Raw genomic sequence first — 18,511 nt, 5'->3', positions numbered from 1 at the left:
ACTACGATGAGACAACAAACGGGAAAAGGCACCTTGAGATTGGCTCAAATTTTGATAGTTAACCCCAATTCCGCTTAAGCTATTACTGAAATATCTTCTTCTGAGTAGAAAATTTTCAGTGATGGCTTTTTCTCTTTAAGGCAGTAAGCAATCAATCCCGTTAAAATGGTTAACAAAAAACCGGTTATACTTCGGTGACGAGAATGTTCTAATTGAGAGCCGTTTTTTAATTGTCCATTAATCGTTTCAATGATAAAACGCTTTTTAAGCATAACCTTATCCCACTCAGCCAGTGCAAGCGCTTTCATGTTGCGGCGCTTTTTCGTGATAAAGGTGATATCCGTTTTAGCTAAATCATCCGCCAATTCCTGACTCAGATATCCTTTGTCGCCGTAAAGAGAACCCGTGAGATCTTTTGATAATTCGCGTACAGGCTCCCTATCATCCACATTACCCGGGGTCACTTTAAGCGCTAAAATTTCGCCCAGATGGTTAATAATCAGGTGTAATTTGAACCCATAGAACCATCCCATTGAGGTTTTTCCAGAATTCAGGTTAGTTATCTTTTTCGATAATTAACCCGCTCTCCATAACCCAGATTTGGTCGTATTTCAGCGTTTCTTCCAGTAAGTGTGTAACCAATAATGTCGTTTGCTGACCAGATGCCTGATTCAATGCCATCATCACGCGTTGTTCACTATTAGCATCAAGGCTGGCTGCGGGTTCATCCAGTAACAAAAGCTGGCACGGATTTAATAATGCCCGTGCTACAGCGATGCGCTGAGCTTGTCCAACAGATAGGCGAGCCGCATTATCACCAATAACTGTGTTTATGCCATCAGGGAGATCGCAGACAAACTCATCGACATAAGCGCGTTTCATTACATCGTGGATCTGTTCTGGTGTTGCATCAAATTGACCAAGGCGAATATTATCGAGTACCGTTTGTTCCGGCAGATGAGGGTTTTGTCCAACCCAACTTACTTGTTCACGCCATTTATCGAGATCAAGCTCACGCAATTCGTTTCCATTGATTTTCAATGAACCCCGGTAAGGCAGAAAACCGAGTAACACATTTATCAGTGAACTCTTTCCTGCGCCACTTTTTCCCACTAATGCAATGCGTTGATGCTTATCAATTGTAAAATTTAAAGGGCCAGCAAGACGGTGCCCATCATGTGACAGAACTTCCAATTCATTTGCTTCAATGGTCACTGATTCTTTATCTGATAAGGTTTTTCTGCCGCCATATGTGGTGTGTTTCCCATTGCTGCTTAACAAGGTGAAAAGTGATTCCGCAGCGCCCACCGCCTGGGCTTTAGCATGATAAAAAGTGCCCAAGTCACGCAGCGGTTGGAAGAATTCAGGAGCGAGGATAAGTGCGAGGAAACCGGCAAATAATGTCACGCCAAGGCCATAACTGCCAAAATGTAACTCTCCCAGATAAGAAAAACCAAAATAAACAGCGACAACCGCAATGGAAACAGCGGCAAAAAATTCCAATACCGCAGAAGATAAAAATGCCATACGTAGTACTTCCATTGTCCTGCGTCGGAAATCTTCTGTTGATTCGGTAATTTGTTTAATTTCTGCTTTTCCCCCATGGAACAAACGCAATGTTTCGAGACCACGTAAACGATCCAGAAAATGACCACTTAAGCGACCAAGTGCAACAAAATTGCGTCGGTTAGCATCAGCTGCCCCTAATCCGACCAAGGCCATGAAAATAGGGATTAATGGCGCAGTTACGAACAGAATAACACCCGCGGCCCAATTGATGGGAAAGATAGTGATCAGGATTAAGACAGGAATAGTAGCCGCAAGGGTCATTTGCGGTAAATAGCGGGAATAAAAATCCTGCATATCTTCAATTTGTTCCAGAATAATGGTCGCCCAGCTACCAGCCGGTTTGCCTTTTACCCAAACAGGTCCCAATTGGGTCAGCTTATCCAATACCATACCGCGGATTTGTTGACGCACGACTTTACCGCAGATAAACCCGATACGCTCCCGGACAGCACTGATAATGGCTCTCAGCGTGAAAGAAGCCGTCAACATGAGGAATTGGTTGATGAGATTTTCACGGGGGACATTATCCATAATAAGCGCCTGAAGAATAGAAGCGAGAAGCCAGGCCTGAGTGATAATCAATAAACCACCAATTAGCCCTAGCAGCATGGATAGACGAAGCCATCGACGGGCTGGAGCGCTTTGCTGTTTCAGCCATCGAACAAGTTCAGATTGTCTTGTTTTGTCCATAAGAATAATTTTAGATTAGCAGATGATGATACGGCATATCCAAAAAGCTGGTCATTGTATTGCCAGCTTCCGCGCACTATGGTTACCTGTAAAATAATGGTTACCTGTAAGATTATGTTACCTGTAAAAATATTACCTGTTAAAAAGCGCTATCGAAACAGCGCTTTTGGGGAAAGATCATCTTATTTAGTTGCCAGTCCGTCCAGAAAACGTTCGGCGTCCAGTGCAGCCATACAGCCCGTGCCGGCTGAAGTAATAGCTTGTCGGTAAACATGATCCATGACATCACCTGCGGCAAATATACCGGGAATGGAAGTCTGGGTAGCATTTCCATGCAGACCGGACTGAACTTTGATGTACCCGTTTTCCAGCTCAAGCTGCCCTGCAAAAATGTCGGTATTAGGACTATGACCGATGGCGATGAAAACACCTGCGACATCCAGCTCTTCAGTGTTGTCACTTTTCGTATCGCGAATACGGATACCTGTTACACCCATTTCATCACCCAAAACCTCATCTAGGGTGCGATCAGTATGCAAAATAATATTGCCGTTTTTAACCTTATCCATCAAACGGTCAATCAAGATCTTTTCTGAACGGAAAGTATCACGGCGATGGATTAGGTGAACTTCAGACGCAATATTCGCCAAATATAAAGCTTCTTCAACAGCAGTATTACCGCCACCTATGACAGCAACTTTTTGTTTACGATAGAAGAAACCATCACAAGTTGCACAGGCAGAAACACCACGTCCTTTAAATGCTTCTTCGGAAGGCAGTCCCAAATAACGAGCAGAGGCACCTGTTGCGATGATTAAGGCATCACAGGTATATTCCTGATCATCACCATATAGATGGAATGTTTTTTTTGAGAAATCAACTTTCTTAATGTGATCAGCTATAATTTCTGTCTGAAATTTTTCAGCGTGCTGGAACATACGCTCCATCAAAACAGGGCCTGTTAGCCCTTCAGGATCACCGGGCCAGTTTTCAACTTCGGTCGTGGTGGTCAATTGACCGCCTTTCTCAACCCCGGTAATGAGTACGGGATTTAGATTAGCACGGGCCGCATAAACAGCAGCAGTATAACCAGCAGGACCTGAGCCAAGAATGATGAGCTTACTGTGTTTGGCTGTACTCATGAATACCTCATTTCCATTATCGCATATTGCAGATTTAGGGATTGTAGGAGAAATAATAAGTTAAAAAAAGCGATTATCAGATAAAATATTCATGTTATTAACGATTTTACCGATAGATAGTAACTGTGATGTAATAGGAATGTAAGAAGTGAGTGCTTAACTTTTTGAATTGAACATCATTTATTCGTTTTAGGCATGAAACGAGCTATTGAAACGATTTACCGAAAATTTGTTTGGTAGGTTGTTCTGATTTTTGTTCATTTACTTTGACAATCGGCTATGCATTTGCGAAAACATCTATGTAAGAGATAATTATCTGCCTCGCTAATCAATTGTTTCTATAGAACAGACAATTTGGCGTAGATAATTTTCTCATAGAATATTAAAAATTGCCGATAAGCTGCTTTCTGAGAGACATGTGTTTTGGGAGATAACATTCTGGAAGACAGTGCTCTAGTAAGTCGTGTTTTGGTTAATCGAGTTCTGGGAAATTGTATTCTGGAAGATTACGTGCAGGCCCCAAACCTTGGTTACAGATTGAGCTTTAGCCTTTGAAGACATCTTTTCCAGCTCAACTGCTTAAAAGAGATAGGGAAAATGTTATGGGTGTAGGAATATAAAGAGAGAGCAATAAGATGATAGATAATAAGAAGCGTCCAGGAAAAGATCTTGATCGCATAGACCGTAATATCCTTAACGAATTGCAGAAAGACGGCCGTATTTCTAATGTGGAATTATCCAAACGGGTAGGATTATCACCTACGCCTTGTTTAGAACGCGTACGTCGTTTAGAGCGTCAAGGCTTTATTTCTGGTTATACTGCCTTGCTGAATCCCCATTATTTGGATGCATCATTGCTGGTGTTCGTTGAAATTACCCTAAACCGTGGAGCAGCAGATGTTTTTGAGCAGTTCAATACTGCCGTACAAAAACTGGAGGAAATTCAAGAGTGCCATTTGGTTTCAGGGGATTTTGACTACTTACTGAAAACACGTGTGCCAGACATGTCTGCGTACCGTAAATTACTAGGTGAGACCTTATTGCGTCTTCCGGGCGTTAACGATACTCGTACTTATGTAGTCATGGAAGAAGTGAAACAGAGTAACCGTTTGGTAATTAAGACTCGTTAAGCTTTTGTCTACAATGTACAGTGTATAGATGCAAAACAGGAAAAATTTAGGTACACTCCTGTTTATGCATACAGTTTCAACGCTGAGCTAACCTCAGCGTTGTTCCGTTTAATCAACAGGAAAACCTGGAGAGCCTTTCTTGAACCAGGAATATACAGAAGACAAACGTGTTAGATTAAAAAGAGTCAGCAATGGCCGTCGGCTTCTGGAAGCCGTTCTGTTGGTTATTGCTATATGTGCCGTATATTTAATGGTAGCACTTATCAGTTTTCACCCTTCCGATCCTAGCTGGTCACAAACTGCCTGGCATGAACCTGTTCATAATTTAGGTGGCAGCATTGGTGCCTGGTTGTCAGACATACTATTCTCAGCATTTGGTATTCTTGCCTATGCAGTCCCACCCTTAATGCTTTCGGGTTGTTGGAATGCTTTCCGTCAGAAAGATAGGCAAGAGTATGTGGATTTCTTCACACTGGCATTACGCGTTATTGGTGCCTTAACTCTTATTTTGACTTCATGTGGTTTGGCTGCACTCAATATTGATGATTTCGATGATTTTGCTTCAGGTGGTGTTATCGGTAGTCTGTTCAGTAACGCGATCTTGCCGTGGTTTAACATCCTTGGTGCAACTTTGGCCTTGCTTGGAACATGGGCTATCGGGTTCACATTATTTACGGGCTGGTCCTGGCTTACCATTGCAGAAAAAATCGGGGAATACACTCTGGATTCGCTCAGTTTTGTGGTTAATCGTGGTCGCACACAAACTGATTATAATGATGAGTTGGAAAAAGAAGTTTTTCCAGAGACTTCTAATGATACAAGCCATTCTAAACAAGGGGAGTCTAAAGTAGCTCCTGTTAGGGCAACTCATGTTATTCAAAACGCCATTGCTGATGATGAAGATGATGTGTTGCTGACAGTTCCGACAGTAACAGAGTTGGTGAATACCATTTCAGAACAGCCAGTTATGGAAAAGTCAGAGGAAACAATTTCACCTGGAATAGTTTCTCCTAAGTCTGAAAGTATTTCACCTGAACAGATGCAATCTACTCTGGAACAAAACAATACATCTCACCTGATTAAGCCACAAATATCCATAGTTCCAGAAGCAGTATCAGTACAAACGGAATTAGGGCAGGTTGGATCTGAACAGATTACTGGATTAGAACAAACTGAAAATAGTCAGGGGCAAGAGCCTACCCGGTATACATTTGAGCTGCCTGATGAGCACCAGCCGGGGAATGACATAGCAACACAGAGTGCTATGTCAATGTCACCGCCTTCAAAAGATAGTACTGATTTGCGGGATTCGGTAACTAGCTCTATTGCTGTTGTGAAAAATCCTCAGATGAAACAGGGAATAGGCCCTGAAATGCCAAGGCCGAATCCGGTACGAATACCGACTCGCCGTGAATTGTATGGTATTAAAGTCCCTTCTCAACGTTTGTCTGAGCATTTGCAGCGGAAAGAAAGACAGGTTGAACTCAATGCTGAAGCTGAAGAACAGAGAATGGATGAGCAGCAGCAAAATATGTTGCGTGAGCAATTTATTGCGCAACAACGTGAGCGTTATGGTTATGATTTGGAAAAAGAGGCAGAACAAGTAAAAACTGGAAATTTCACCTCTATTTATAACCAACCAACACATGATAACCAACCAATACATGGAAAAACAACAGCAGAACAATCTGTTGAGAACCGTGATGATAAAGCACCAATCAGTATTGATGAACAAGCAGAGCAGGAAGAAACGTTGCGGAAAGAATTTGAACAGCAGCAACGTCAACGTTATCAAAGCCAGCTTGCCCAGCAGTCTGAACAGCCTATTTTTGATTACTTTTCACCAAATAATAGCGTAGAAATTCCTGAGCCAGCAGAACCATTATTTACGCCTTCTGGATCTATACTACCGCAGGAGGCTATTCAGCCAGAACAAGAAAAAAATATTGTTCCGGTTTCAACAGATTCTTCTATTTTAAAAAATTCTCATCAGTTGGAAACTACGCATAATTTTGCGCAGCAACCGCAGCAACCGCAGCAACCGCAGCAACCGCAGCAACCGCAGCAACCGCAGCAACCGCAGCAACCGAGTCTGTTTCATCCATTTTTGGTACGTAATGATCAGCCATTGCCTAAGCCGACTACACCGATGCCTTCTTTAGATCTTCTGGCAGAACCTCCAGCAGAAGAAGAACCGATTGATATGTTTGCGCTGGAACAAACTTCGCGTTTAATTGAAGCTCGTCTGAATGATTATCGTGTCAAAGCGGATGTTGTTGGGTTCTCTCCAGGTCCTGTAATCACGCGTTTTGAATTGGATTTAGCGCCTGGGGTTAAAGCTTCCCGTATCTCTAATTTATCTCGTGATCTTGCTCGTTCACTTTCGGCTGTCGCAGTTCGTATTGTTGAAGTGATCCCAGGAAAACCTTATGTGGGTTTGGAATTACCGAATAGAAAACGCCAGACCGTTTATTTGCGGGAAGTGCTGGATTGTGAAAAATTCCGTAATAACCCGTCACCATTAACTATCGTTTTGGGAAAAGATATCGCTGGTCAGCCTGTTGTTGCTGATTTAGGGAAAATGCCTCATTTGTTAGTGGCAGGGACGACAGGTTCGGGAAAATCAGTCGGCGTTAATGCCATGATCCTCAGCATCTTGTATAAAGCGAAACCAGAAGATGTTCGTTTTATCATGATCGACCCGAAGATGCTTGAGTTATCTGTTTATGAAGGCATTCCGCATTTGTTGACAGAAGTGGTCACTGATATGAAAGACGCAGCCAATGCACTGCGTTGGTGTGTCAATGAAATGGAACGCCGTTATAAATTGATGTCAGCTTTAGGCGTTCGCAATATCGCGGGTTATAACGATAAGATCAAACAGGCTGAAAATATGGGCCGACCGATCCCGGATCCCTTCTGGAAGCCAGGTGACAGTATGGATGTGGAACATCCTGTACTGAAAAAAGAGCCTTATATTGTTGTTATGGTCGATGAGTTTGCCGATTTAATGATGACAGTCGGGAAAAAAGTGGAAGAGTTAATCGCGCGTTTGGCACAGAAAGCACGGGCTGCGGGGATCCACTTGGTACTGGCTACACAGCGTCCTTCTGTTGATATTATTACGGGATTGATTAAGGCCAATATTCCTACGCGAATTGCATTCACTGTTTCCAGTAAAATTGATTCCCGTACCATTCTTGATCAGGGAGGAGCGGAATCATTGCTTGGTATGGGGGATATGCTTTATTTGGCACCAAACTCTTCGATTCCTGTACGTGTCCACGGTGCTTTTGTGCGTGATCAGGAAGTCCATGAAGTTGTTAATGACTGGAAAGCGCGTGGTCGCCCTCAATACATTGATAATATTATTAAAGGGGGGGAAGATGGCGAAGGAGGATTGGGATTAGATAGTGATGAAGAGCTGGATCCTTTGTTTGATCAGGCAGTTGAATTTGTGATTGAAAAACGCCGAGTATCTATCTCAGGGGTACAACGTCAATTCCGCATTGGTTATAACCGGGCAGCTCGAATTGTAGAACAGATGGAAGCTCAGCAAATTGTCAGTGCGCCTGGTCATAATGGCAATCGTGAGGTTTTAGCACCTCCGCCACATGAACACTGAGCATCATTTTAGATTCGGCATCGGTTATTGTGATGCCGATAATATATGAATTGAAGGTATTCACACATGAAAAAACTGATGTTGATTGGTTGTCTGATGATGGGAATGAGCGTGAGTTCTGCATGGGCTGATGCTGCACAAAGTTTACAGGGACGATTGAGTCAGGTAAATAGTTTTCACGCTAACTTTACCCAGACTGTTACCAGCAGTGACGGTTCAACGATCCAAAAGGGTGAAGGGCAACTCTGGGTTAAACGTCCCAATTTGTTTAATTGGCATATGACATCACCTGATGAAAGTACTTTGATTTCTGATGGCAAAACATTGTGGTTCTACAATCCTTTTGTTGAGCAAGTAACAGCTAATTGGCTGAAAGATGCTACGGGCAATACACCATTTATGTTGATTGCTCGTAATGATCCTGCGGATTGGAAACAATACAGAGTGACACAAAATGGTAATAATTTTGAGTTGACGCCTAATAATGCCAATGGAAATCTGAAACATTTTTCAATCACAGTGACACCTGATGGTACTATTCAAAAATTCACGGCAGTTGAACAAGACGGTCAGAAAAGCGCATATCAGTTGAAAGGGCAGCAGAATACCAGCGTAGATGCGTCAAAATTCAAATTCACTTTACCAGAAGGTGTTACGCTGGATGATCAGCGCCAGTGAGGTTTAAGTGAACAATCTTTCACTCGATTTTTCACAGAATGAGTTTCAGCCACTGGCTGCAAGAATGCGGCCAGTTACGCTGGATCGTTATATTGGACAGCAACATCTATTGGCGAAGGGAAAACCTTTGCCAAGGGCGATCCGTGCAGGTCATCTTCACTCCATGATTTTGTGGGGGCCGCCGGGCACGGGGAAAACGACGCTGGCTGAAATTATCGGCTATTATGCGCAAGCGGATATTGAACGTATTTCTGCCGTGACATCCGGTATCAAAGAGATACGTGAATCTATAGAGAAAGCACGACAGAACCGCAATGCAGGGCGCAGAACAATTTTGTTTGTCGATGAAGTTCACCGATTTAACAAAAGCCAGCAAGATGCCTTTCTGCCGCACATTGAAGATGGCACCATCACATTCATTGGTGCCACGACTGAAAACCCCTCTTTTGAGCTAAATTCAGCACTGTTATCACGAGCGCGAGTCTATTTATTGAAATCTCTTTCGCCAGCAGAAATAGAACAAGTGCTTATTCAGGCCATAAATGATAAAGAACATGGCCTTGGTGGGCAAAATATCGTGTTGCCGGACAATACTCGTCAGATGGTCGCTGAGTTGGTCGCAGGGGATGCGCGTCGTTCACTGAACTTGCTGGAAATGATGTCGGATATGGCGGAAGTCAATGTACAAGGGCAACGTATCCTGACCCCAGAGTTACTGAAAGAGGTTAGCGGAGAGCGGAGTGCGCGATTCGATAATCAAGGGGATAGGTACTACGACTTAATCTCTGCTTTGCATAAATCAATCCGTGGTTCTTCACCGGATGCTGCACTTTACTGGTATGCCAGAATTATTACCGCGGGTGGAGATCCACTTTATGTTGCCCGCCGCTTACTGGCAATAGCGTCTGAAGATGTAGGCAATGCTGATCCGCGTGGAATGCAGATAGCAATTGCTGCATGGGATTGTTTTACCCGTGTTGGTGCAGCAGAGGGAGAACGTGCAATTGCACAGGCAATTGTTTATCTTGCCTGTGCTCCCAAAAGTAATGCTGTTTACACAGCATTTAAAGCAGCGATGGCAGATGCACAAGAAAAGTCGGATTATGACGTTCCTGCTCATCTGCGTAATGCTCCAACCAAGTTGATGAAAGAAATGGGTTTTGGTGAAGAATATCGTTATGCCCACGATGAGCCCAATGCGTATGCGGCGGGAGAAGTTTATTTTCCACCTGAGATGCAACATACTCGTTATTACCACCCGACCAACAGAGGGCTGGAAAGTAAAATTGGTGAGAAATTAAACTGGTTGATGGAGCAGGACCAAAGTAGCTCAACAAAACGCTATCGTTAATGTCATTGATACGGTAAGGTTCATATGGCAAAGAATTTATATCAGATTGGTTAATCAAAACTGATTTTGCTACTGTTTTAGTAACTTTTTTCTCAATACTATTTTCTTAACAACTGGTTTCTTAACAACAAGTTTCTTAACAACAACAAGCACAGGAATAGCATGCTCGATCCAAATATGCTGCGTAACGAGCTAGACGCAGTCGCCGAAAAACTGGCTCGCAGGGGTTATACCCTTGATGTGGAGACGGTGCGTAAACAAGAAGAGCGCCGTAAAGTTTTACAAGTTGAAACTGAAACCCTGCAAGCAGAACGTAATTCCCGATCGAAGGCTATTGGTGCAGCTAAAGCCCGTGGTGAAGATATTGAACCATTGCGCCAGGAAGTAAATCAATTGGGAGAAAAGCTAGATTCAGCAAAAGCTGAATTAGAAGTATTGCAGGCTGAGATCCGTGATCTCGCATTAGGCATGCCGAATATTCCTGATGATTCTTCTCCTGACGGAAAAGATGATGGTGATAATGTGGAAATCAGCCGTTGGGGTGAACCACGTCAGTATGATTTTGAAGTGAAAGATCATGTATCGTTGGGTGAGTTAACTGATGGCCTTGATTTTGCTGCCGCAGTGAAATTAACAGGTGCGCGTTTTGTCGTGATGAAAGGGCAAATTGCCCGCCTGCATCGTGCATTGGCGCAGTTTATGCTGGATCTGCATACTGAACAACATGGCTATCTGGAAACTTATGTGCCTTATCTGGTTAACCATGACACGCTATACGGTACAGGCCAGTTGCCTAAATTTGGTGAAGATTTGTTTCACACTAAGGCCCTGGCAGAAGATTCAGGCAGTAACTATGCACTTATTCCAACTGCGGAAGTCCCTGTGACTAACTTAGTGCGTGGTGAAATTCTGGATGAGAGTGATCTTCCTCTGAGAATGACAGCACACACCCCTTGCTTCCGCTCAGAAGCGGGTTCTTACGGTCGCGATACTCGTGGCCTGATCCGTATGCACCAGTTTGATAAAATTGAGCTGGTTCAAATTGCTCATCCTGAAAAATCCATGGAAGCGTTGGAAGAGCTGACAGCGCATGCAGAAAAAGTATTGCAGTTACTGGAATTACCTTACCGTAAAATGTTGCTGTGTACCGGAGATATGGGCGCGAGTGCAAGAAAAACCTACGATTTGGAAGTCTGGTTACCTGCACAGAATACTTATCGTGAAATTTCATCTTGTTCTAATATGTGGGATTTTCAGGCTCGTCGTATGCAGGCCCGTTTCCGCAGTAAAGATGATAAAAAACCCCAGTTAGTGCATACACTGAATGGCTCTGGCTTGGCTGTAGGGCGTACACTGGTTGCTGTAATGGAAAACTATCAGCAGGCAGATGGCCGTATTGAAGTTCCAGAAGTATTGCGTCCTTATATGAAAGGACTGGAATATATTGGCTAATACCTTGTATCTTTAATAAAAAGCGCCATATCAGGCGCTTTTTTATCAACAATAATTTATGTTTTATCCTGGCCTATAAGATGCGTTCCCTTGCCGCTGCGACGCAACTTGAAATCCATTGGGTATAGAACTGATTGTAAAAATGAAAATACTGAAAATAAGAATGATAAGATGTATAAAAGAAAAATTACCAATCAGAAGTACAGGCTCTGCTGCACTAACTAAAATTAATTTTCCTTTTATAGGCAATCAATAAAATCATCTTGTACTTTAAATGGTATATCATCAAGAAATGATTTTTTATCATATTGTTAAATGAGTTTGTTTTAATACTTTTTTAGTTAATGTATTTATGACGTGGATGTAATTTATTAATAATTCAATAGTTATTGAGTGAAATCAAATTGTGTAAAAAGTGCACCTGAATTTATAATATGGTAGTTTGTTATAGAACGTTGTCTGATAAAAACATCGGGTTTAAATTTGCACAATATTTAAATGATAAAATGATTTTTTAGCACAAAACTGGTTGCAATTTATCATTGAACCAGTTGCTATTTGTAATGATTTATTTTGTGACGGTTGGAAGAATATTGGACTCAATAAATTATATGATGTCCGTAACTAGTTAGGATTCGTTGCACTCGCTCCATCGTTTCATTAGAAGGTGGTGTTACCCCTTCTAGTTTGTATTCTTCACCCATGGCAATCCATTTATGCTTTCCAAGCTCATGATAAGGCAATAATTCAATTTTCTCGATGTTCTTCATATCCCTAGTGAATTCTCCCAGCATGTGGACAGATTTATCATCATCTGACCATCCGGGTACAACCACATAGCGGATCCATGTTTTTTGATTGCGTTTTGCCAGATAATGGGCAAATTCGAGCGTTCGATGATTGGAAACACCGACCAGTTCCCGGTGAATATCATCGTTAAGTTGTTTTAGATCCAGCATCACTAAATCGGTATCATCCAGCAGCTCATCAATTACTGGTTCATAGCGGCGAACAAAGCCATTGGTATCTAAACAAGTGTGAATACCTTCTGCATGGCAAGCTCTGAACCAATCACGGACAAATTCAGCTTGAAGGATGGCTTCTCCACCTGATGCTGTGACTCCACCACCTGAGACATTCATAAAATGGCGATAAGTTGTTACTTCCTTGATAAGTTCTTCGACAGTTACCGTTTTGCCGCAATGCGTATCCCATGTATCCCGATTATGGCAATAAAGACAACGCATTAGGCAGCCTTGGAAAAACGCGATAAAACGGATACCAGGACCATCAACGGTTCCGCAGGATTCAAAAGAGTGGATACGGCCAAGTACCGACATGAAAGGGTTTCTCCAAAAACTGATTGGATGCTGAGAGAGTAAAGGCCCCGATTTTACAGGGGCCTTGGAGTGTATGCCATTTTGCTCGATTAGAAAATTATGGCCTTTTTAAGGTAACACGATGCGACTAATAAATATTTACATTGTTTGCGTAAATGTACGCGTAATGACATCCTGTTGCTGTTCTTTAGTCAGAGAATTGAAGCGTACTGCATAGCCAGATACACGGATCGTCAACTGAGGATATTTTTCAGGATTTTCCATTGCATCTATTAGCATTTCACGATTCATTACGTTAACGTTTAGATGTTGACCACCTTCAATATCGGTTTCATGATGGAAATAGCCATCCAACAGAGCTGCCAGATTCGTTTTGCGTGCTTCGTCATTTTTACCCAGAGCGTTAGGTACGATAGAGAAGGTATAAGAGATACCATCCTTCGCGTAAGCAAATGGTAGCTTAGCAACTGAGGTCAGTGAAGCCAGCGCACCTTTTTGGTCACGACCGTGCATTGGGTTAGCGCCCGGCCCAAATGGGGCACCTGCACGACGGCCATCAGGTGTGTTACCCGTTTTTTTACCATAAACAACGTTAGAGGTAATGGTTAATACAGACTGAGTTGGTACTGCATTACGATAGGTCTGCAATTTCTGAATTTTCTTCATGAAACGTTCAACCAAATCGCAGGCAATATCATCAACACGAGTATCATTATTACCAAACTGGGGATATTCACCTTCGATTTTGAAATCAATCGCCAGGCCATTCTCATCACGGATTGGTGATACTTTTGCATATTTGATCGCGGACAGAGAGTCTGCCGCCACAGACAAACCTGCGATACCACATGCCATAGTACGGTGAACATCCCGATCATGCAGTGCCATTAAGGAGGCTTCATAGCTGTATTTATCATGCATGTAGTGGATGATATTCAGCGCTGTGACGTACTGTTTTGCCAGCCAGTCCATAAAGTGATCCATGCGTTCGATGACTTTATCATAATCCAAAACATCATCTTTCATGGGGGCTTCCTTCGGGCCAACCTGCATTTTCAGTTTTTCATCTACACCACCATTAATCGCATACAACATGGTTTTCGCCAGATTTGCACGGGCACCGAAGAACTGCATTTGTTTGCCAACAACCATTGGGCTGACGCAACATGCAATGGCGTAATCATCACTGTTGAAATCGGGACGCATCAGATCATCATTTTCATACTGCAAGGATGAAGTATCGATAGACACTTTTGCTGCGTATTTTTTAAAGTTGGCTGGTAGTTTTTCAGACCACAGAATGGTCATGTTGGGTTCCGGAGATGGCCCCATTGTGTACAGCGTATTCAAGAAACGGTAACTGTTTTTGGTAACAAGGGTACGACCATCCAGACCCATACCGGCTATTGATTCAGTAGCCCAAATCGGATCACCGGAGAACAACTCATCGTATTCCGGAGTACGCAGGAAACGAACCATGCGCAGCTTCATCACCAGATGGTCGATTAGCTCTTGTGCTTCTTGTTCAGTCAATTTGCCCGCTTGCAGGTCTCGCTCAATATAGATATCCAGAAAGCTGGATACACGGCCGAAAGACATTGCAGCACCATTTTGAGATTTTACAGCAGCCAGATAGGCAAAATAAGTCCACTGTACAGCTTCCCTGGCGGTGGTCGCAGGGCCGGAAATATCGTAGCCATATTTAGCAGCCATTTCTTTAATTTGACCAAGAGCATGATGTTGTTCTGAAATCTCTTCACGCAGGCGAATAGTTGCTTCCAGATCTTCGCCATTTTCCAATTTTTCTTGCAATGAGGTGAATTGTGCATACTTTTCATCACGCAGGAAATCAATACCGTACAGTGCAACACGACGATAATCACCGATAATACGACCGCGGCCATAAGCATCAGGTAAACCAGTTAGTACACCGGATTTGCGGCATTTCAGAATATCAGACGTATAAACATCGAATACCCCCTGATTGTGGGTCTTACGATATTCAGTAAAAATTTGTTTCAGTTTTGGATCCAGCTCTCGGTTGTATGCTTTGCAGGAGCCTTCAACCATTTTAATCCCACCAAATGGAATAATGGCACGTTTCAGTGGCGCTTCAGTTTGCAGACCAACGATTTGTTCTAGATCTTTTTCAATATAACCAGCATCATGAGAGGTAATTGTAGACGCAATGTCAGTATCAAAATCAACCGGAGCATGAGTGCGGTTTTCGATTTTGATACCTTCCATGACCATTTCCCACAAAATATCCGTCGCTTTTGTAGCGCCTGCAAGAAATGATTCATCACCTTCATATGGAGTGTAGTTTTTCTGAATGAAGTCACGAACATTGACTTCATTCTGCCAGCTACCTTCGTTAAAGTCTTGCCATGCTACAAAGAATTTTTCATTTAACTCAGACATGATACTTTTACCTTTTAACCGTAGAACTTGGAAATTTGGTGTGGAAGCAAATTAATGTCAGCGGCTACCACGTAAATAAATGAACCAATAAGTCAACCCAACCAATATCGAACCACCAATGATGTTACCAATCGTAACTGGTAGCAGGTTATCAGTAATAAAATTTGAGACTGTCAGTTGGGGAAATTGCTCCGGTGTTGTTCCTACTTTTTCCCAGAATTCAGCGGTAGCGAATTCTTTAATAACAATTCCAAAAGGGATCAGAAACATGTTAGCAATGCTGTGTTCAAAGCCGCTTGCGACAAACATGCTAATTGGCAGAATTAATGCAAATAATTTATCAACAAGGCTGCGGCCTGCATAACTCATCCAGACAGCAAGGCATACCATCAGATTAGCTAAAATGCCTAAGCATAATGCCTCAATAAAGGTATGGTGCATTTTATGATCGGCTACCTGTAATACGTTCAGGCCCCAAAAACCATTGGCGGCGGTATGTTGACCTGAATGCCACATTAAAGTGACAAAAAATAAAGCTCCAATCAGATTACCGATATAAACGTTAATCCAGTTTTTGAACATTTGTGACCAGGTAATACGGCCCGTTGCTTTTGAAACAATGGTCAGTACTGTGGAAGTGAAGAGATCGACACCAAATATTATTATTAACATTAAGCCCAGGGAGAAACAGATACCACCGGTCAATTTAGCTAAACCATAAGGAATGGAAAAAGTTCCTGTTGTAACCGTAATATAAAAGACGAAAGCAATGGAAATAAATACACCAGCCATGATTGCTGATAAATAAGTTACTGCGAAATGTTTATTGACTTTATATACACCGCTATCATCAGCAATTTGTGCCATTACAGCAGGTGGATATAAATTAAAAGGGTTGTCAGTTTTCATACTAACACTCTCTTTTTTCTCAGTTAATTATAGCACGTGATGATAGTAACAAATGGGCATTGACCTGAATTTGATATAGATCATATTAAATAGAAAGCCTAGTGAATTATTGCTGTTAAAATAGTCTTTTTTTGGATTAACTTTTTGATATCTATTTAAAAAATATTTTTTAAAAATTATAAAAGTATTTTATATGAAGAATTTTGAGAAAAATACAGGAAAAGTAAAATAACAGGTTAAATTGTCATTTATTTGTTATTTGAAAATAAATGTAATTTAACCTGAGTTTTAATTTTGCCAGAAAATAACTTTAATTTAACAGGTTATTTATCCCTGTTTATTTATCCAAAAATCCCGTTTGGCTTTTTGTAGTTTTTCATAAGCATTCAATAATGCTTGATGGGCTGGTAATGCTTTTAATTCTGAATCGATAGACCATAATCCGTAGAAACAGTTTTTACCATCAATGGCTGAAGATGCAGCCTCTACCGCTTTCTGACCGTACATTTTGACAAAAGCTTGATGATATTGGCCTGGATCACGATCTTCTTCTTGGGTAAGCAATAGTAGGGTATGCAGGCAGCGATAATAATTTGCCCTTTCTGCTGTGAAGACAGAAGAGTTGAAATCTTGTGTCCATTCAACCCATATCAGAGCCTGTTCCAGATCATGACCTGCCAGTGCCAACATGGATTTTAGTTCACCAATACGCAAGTTGCTCCAGCCGTTATCTTTACCTGCTGCAATTCCTAATAATTCACGCACGCGGGTAAAATCATCCAGCCCTTCTTCGTCTATTTGCTCAAGGAAGGCAAGGTATTCTTCTGGTTGCCATTGGCTATCCGGCAAGGACAGAATCGTATCACGCAAATGAGTTCCCATCGTATTATTGGCAATGTACAGATCTTCAACCGGATAAATATCTGACATACCCGGCACCAGAATGCGGCAGGCGTAAACACTAAGATGTTCATAATCAGCAATATAAACTTCTGCATCCAGCGATGTGAAAATGCTCATCAAAGTTGCGAATTCTTCTTCTGTTGTTCCGCTGAAATCCCAGTCGGCAAATTCATAATCAGCATCTTGTTTGAACAAATCCCAGCTAATTGCGCCGCTTGAATCAATAAAGTGAGTTTCCAGATTTGTGTGTTCAGAAACTTCTTCATCATCGAAACTTGGTGGTGTAAAGACATCAAGATCTTTCAGACTGCGGCCTTGTAAAAGTTCTGTTACGGTACGCTCTAACGCAACACCAAAATCAGGGTGAGCACCAAAAGAGGCAAAACATGTGCCGTTATTGGGGTTGAACAGTACAACGCAGATCACCGGGAATTGACCGCCCAGAGAAGCATCATAGCAATAGAGTGGGAAACCTTCTTCCTGCAATTTATTGACTGATGCAACAACACCGGGGTAGCGATCCATCACAACTTGTGGAATTTCAGGTAAACTAATGCATTCTGCGATAATGCGGTTTTTCACATAGCGTTCGAATACTTCGGATAGTCCCTGAACACGAGCTTCGTTTATGGTATTACCTGCTGACATACCGTTTGAAACATACAGATTCCCAACGATATTCATTGGAATATAAACGGTTTTATTATCGGACTGACGTGTGAATGGCAATGCGCAGATCCCACGTTCTTCATTACCGGATTGCAAATCAATCAACTGACTGCCACAAAGTTCATTGGCAGGATTGTAAAAATGGTGCAAATGTTCGTCCAGAATACCTTCTGGCAAGGAATCATCTTCCGGTAGAGGAAACCACTTTTCGTTTGGATAATGAACAAATTCGCTTTTAGCAATTGTATTTCCAAGATAAAAATCAGCGAAAAAATAATTTGTTGATAGACGCTCAAAGTATTCACCTAATGCAGAGGCTAATGCTGCTTTTTTACTGGCTCCCTTACCGTTAGTAAAACACAATGGACAATCGCGATCGCGGATATGTACTGACCAGACATTCGGAACAGGATTTAGCCATGAGGCTTCTTCAATATTAAAGCCAAGAGAGTTCAATTTATGCTGGAATTTATTAATTGAATCTTCCAGTGCGGCATCTTTGCCTGGGATATAGGTTTGCGTCATCGTTTATTCACTTCGATTTCTGTTAAGAATTGCATATCATACGAAGTTTTTTTTGTCTCCTCTATTTAATTCCAAAAAATTATTGTTAATTAGAGTTTATTTATTTC

The 18,511-nt window shown here is 42.0% G+C and carries 10 protein-coding genes and 2 pseudogenes; 5 read left to right on the top strand and 7 right to left on the bottom strand.

Features of this window, described 5'->3' with window-relative positions; all coding sequences use genetic code 11:
• Positions 1–74 precede the first annotated feature (74 nt).
• The 3 genes and pseudogenes from AAC852_RS17430 to trxB all read right to left on the bottom strand — a co-directional run.
• Positions 75–545: pseudogene (locus tag AAC852_RS17430) on the bottom strand (IS982 family transposase); the annotation flags it as partial.
• 19 nt (positions 546–564) lie between these two features.
• Positions 565–2,259 (bottom strand): annotated as a pseudogene (gene cydD / locus AAC852_RS17425) (heme ABC transporter permease/ATP-binding protein CydD); the annotation flags it as partial.
• A 182-nt stretch (positions 2,260–2,441) separates the two neighbouring features.
• Positions 2,442–3,401 carry a thioredoxin-disulfide reductase gene (gene trxB / locus AAC852_RS17420; protein ID WP_340622080.1) on the bottom strand — a complete coding sequence of 320 codons (960 nt, stop codon included), beginning with the start codon at positions 3,399–3,401 and terminating at the stop codon, positions 2,442–2,444.
• A gap of 635 nt (positions 3,402–4,036) precedes the next feature.
• Between trxB and lrp the strand changes: the two genes are divergently transcribed.
• The 5 genes from lrp to serS all read left to right on the top strand — a co-directional run bounded on the left by lrp (position 4,037) and on the right by serS (position 11,637).
• Positions 4,037–4,531: a leucine-responsive transcriptional regulator Lrp gene (gene lrp / locus AAC852_RS17415; protein WP_004256338.1), complete on the top strand. Its 495-nt coding sequence runs from the start codon at positions 4,037–4,039 to the stop codon at positions 4,529–4,531.
• Between the two features lie 139 nt (positions 4,532–4,670).
• A complete protein-coding gene (locus tag AAC852_RS17410) occupies positions 4,671–8,156 on the top strand; it encodes a DNA translocase FtsK 4TM domain-containing protein (RefSeq protein ID WP_340622079.1) in 3,486 nt (1,161 codons plus the stop codon).
• A gap of 66 nt (positions 8,157–8,222) precedes the next feature.
• Positions 8,223–8,834, top strand: coding sequence for an outer membrane lipoprotein periplasmic chaperone LolA (lolA, locus tag AAC852_RS17405; RefSeq protein WP_340622078.1), 612 nt, complete (start codon positions 8,223–8,225; stop codon positions 8,832–8,834).
• Positions 8,835–8,841: 7 nt separating this feature from the next.
• Positions 8,842–10,185: a replication-associated recombination protein A gene (locus AAC852_RS17400; RefSeq protein ID WP_340622077.1), complete on the top strand. Its 1,344-nt coding sequence runs from the start codon at positions 8,842–8,844 to the stop codon at positions 10,183–10,185.
• A 162-nt stretch (positions 10,186–10,347) separates the two neighbouring features.
• Positions 10,348–11,637, top strand: coding sequence for a serine--tRNA ligase (serS, locus tag AAC852_RS17395; protein ID WP_340622076.1), 1,290 nt, complete (start codon positions 10,348–10,350; stop codon positions 11,635–11,637).
• Between the two features lie 599 nt (positions 11,638–12,236).
• Here the strand turns inward: serS and pflA are convergent.
• From pflA to ycaO, 4 genes are all read right to left on the bottom strand, one after another.
• Complete coding sequence (gene pflA / locus AAC852_RS17390; protein ID WP_340622075.1) at positions 12,237–12,977, bottom strand: pyruvate formate lyase 1-activating protein; 741 nt, start codon at positions 12,975–12,977, stop codon at positions 12,237–12,239.
• Positions 12,978–13,115: 138 nt separating this feature from the next.
• Positions 13,116–15,398 carry a formate C-acetyltransferase gene (gene pflB / locus AAC852_RS17385; RefSeq protein WP_340622074.1) on the bottom strand — a complete coding sequence of 761 codons (2,283 nt, stop codon included), beginning with the start codon at positions 15,396–15,398 and terminating at the stop codon, positions 13,116–13,118.
• Between the two features lie 57 nt (positions 15,399–15,455).
• Positions 15,456–16,307, bottom strand: a complete 852-nt coding sequence (gene focA, locus AAC852_RS17380) for a formate transporter FocA (protein ID WP_340622073.1) — start codon at positions 16,305–16,307, stop codon at positions 15,456–15,458.
• A 327-nt stretch (positions 16,308–16,634) separates the two neighbouring features.
• Complete coding sequence (ycaO, locus tag AAC852_RS17375; protein WP_340622072.1) at positions 16,635–18,404, bottom strand: 30S ribosomal protein S12 methylthiotransferase accessory factor YcaO; 1,770 nt, start codon at positions 18,402–18,404, stop codon at positions 16,635–16,637.
• Positions 18,405–18,511: the final 107 nt, after the last annotated feature.

Origin of the sequence: Xenorhabdus siamensis, assembly GCF_037996745.1 — a bacterium.
GTDB classification, from domain to species: domain Bacteria; phylum Pseudomonadota; class Gammaproteobacteria; order Enterobacterales; family Enterobacteriaceae; genus Xenorhabdus; species Xenorhabdus indica.
This window is presented reverse-complemented; position numbering and strand designations above follow the sequence as displayed.

Excerpts from the sequence above, each read along its gene's own strand:
- serS (WP_340622076.1), top strand. The coding sequence starts at position 10,348 with ATGCTCGATCCAAATATGCTGCGTAACGAGCTAGACGCAGTCGCCGAA.
- trxB (WP_340622080.1), bottom strand. The coding sequence starts at position 3,401 with ATGAGTACAGCCAAACACAGTAAGCTCATCATTCTTGGCTCAGGTCCT.
- ycaO (WP_340622072.1), bottom strand. The coding sequence starts at position 18,404 with ATGACGCAAACCTATATCCCAGGCAAAGATGCCGCACTGGAAGATTCA.
- pflB (WP_340622074.1), bottom strand. The coding sequence starts at position 15,398 with ATGTCTGAGTTAAATGAAAAATTCTTTGTAGCATGGCAAGACTTTAAC.
- focA (WP_340622073.1), bottom strand. The coding sequence starts at position 16,307 with ATGAAAACTGACAACCCTTTTAATTTATATCCACCTGCTGTAATGGCA.
- lrp (WP_004256338.1), top strand. The coding sequence starts at position 4,037 with ATGATAGATAATAAGAAGCGTCCAGGAAAAGATCTTGATCGCATAGAC.
- lolA (WP_340622078.1), top strand. The coding sequence starts at position 8,223 with ATGAAAAAACTGATGTTGATTGGTTGTCTGATGATGGGAATGAGCGTG.
- pflA (WP_340622075.1), bottom strand. The coding sequence starts at position 12,977 with ATGTCGGTACTTGGCCGTATCCACTCTTTTGAATCCTGCGGAACCGTT.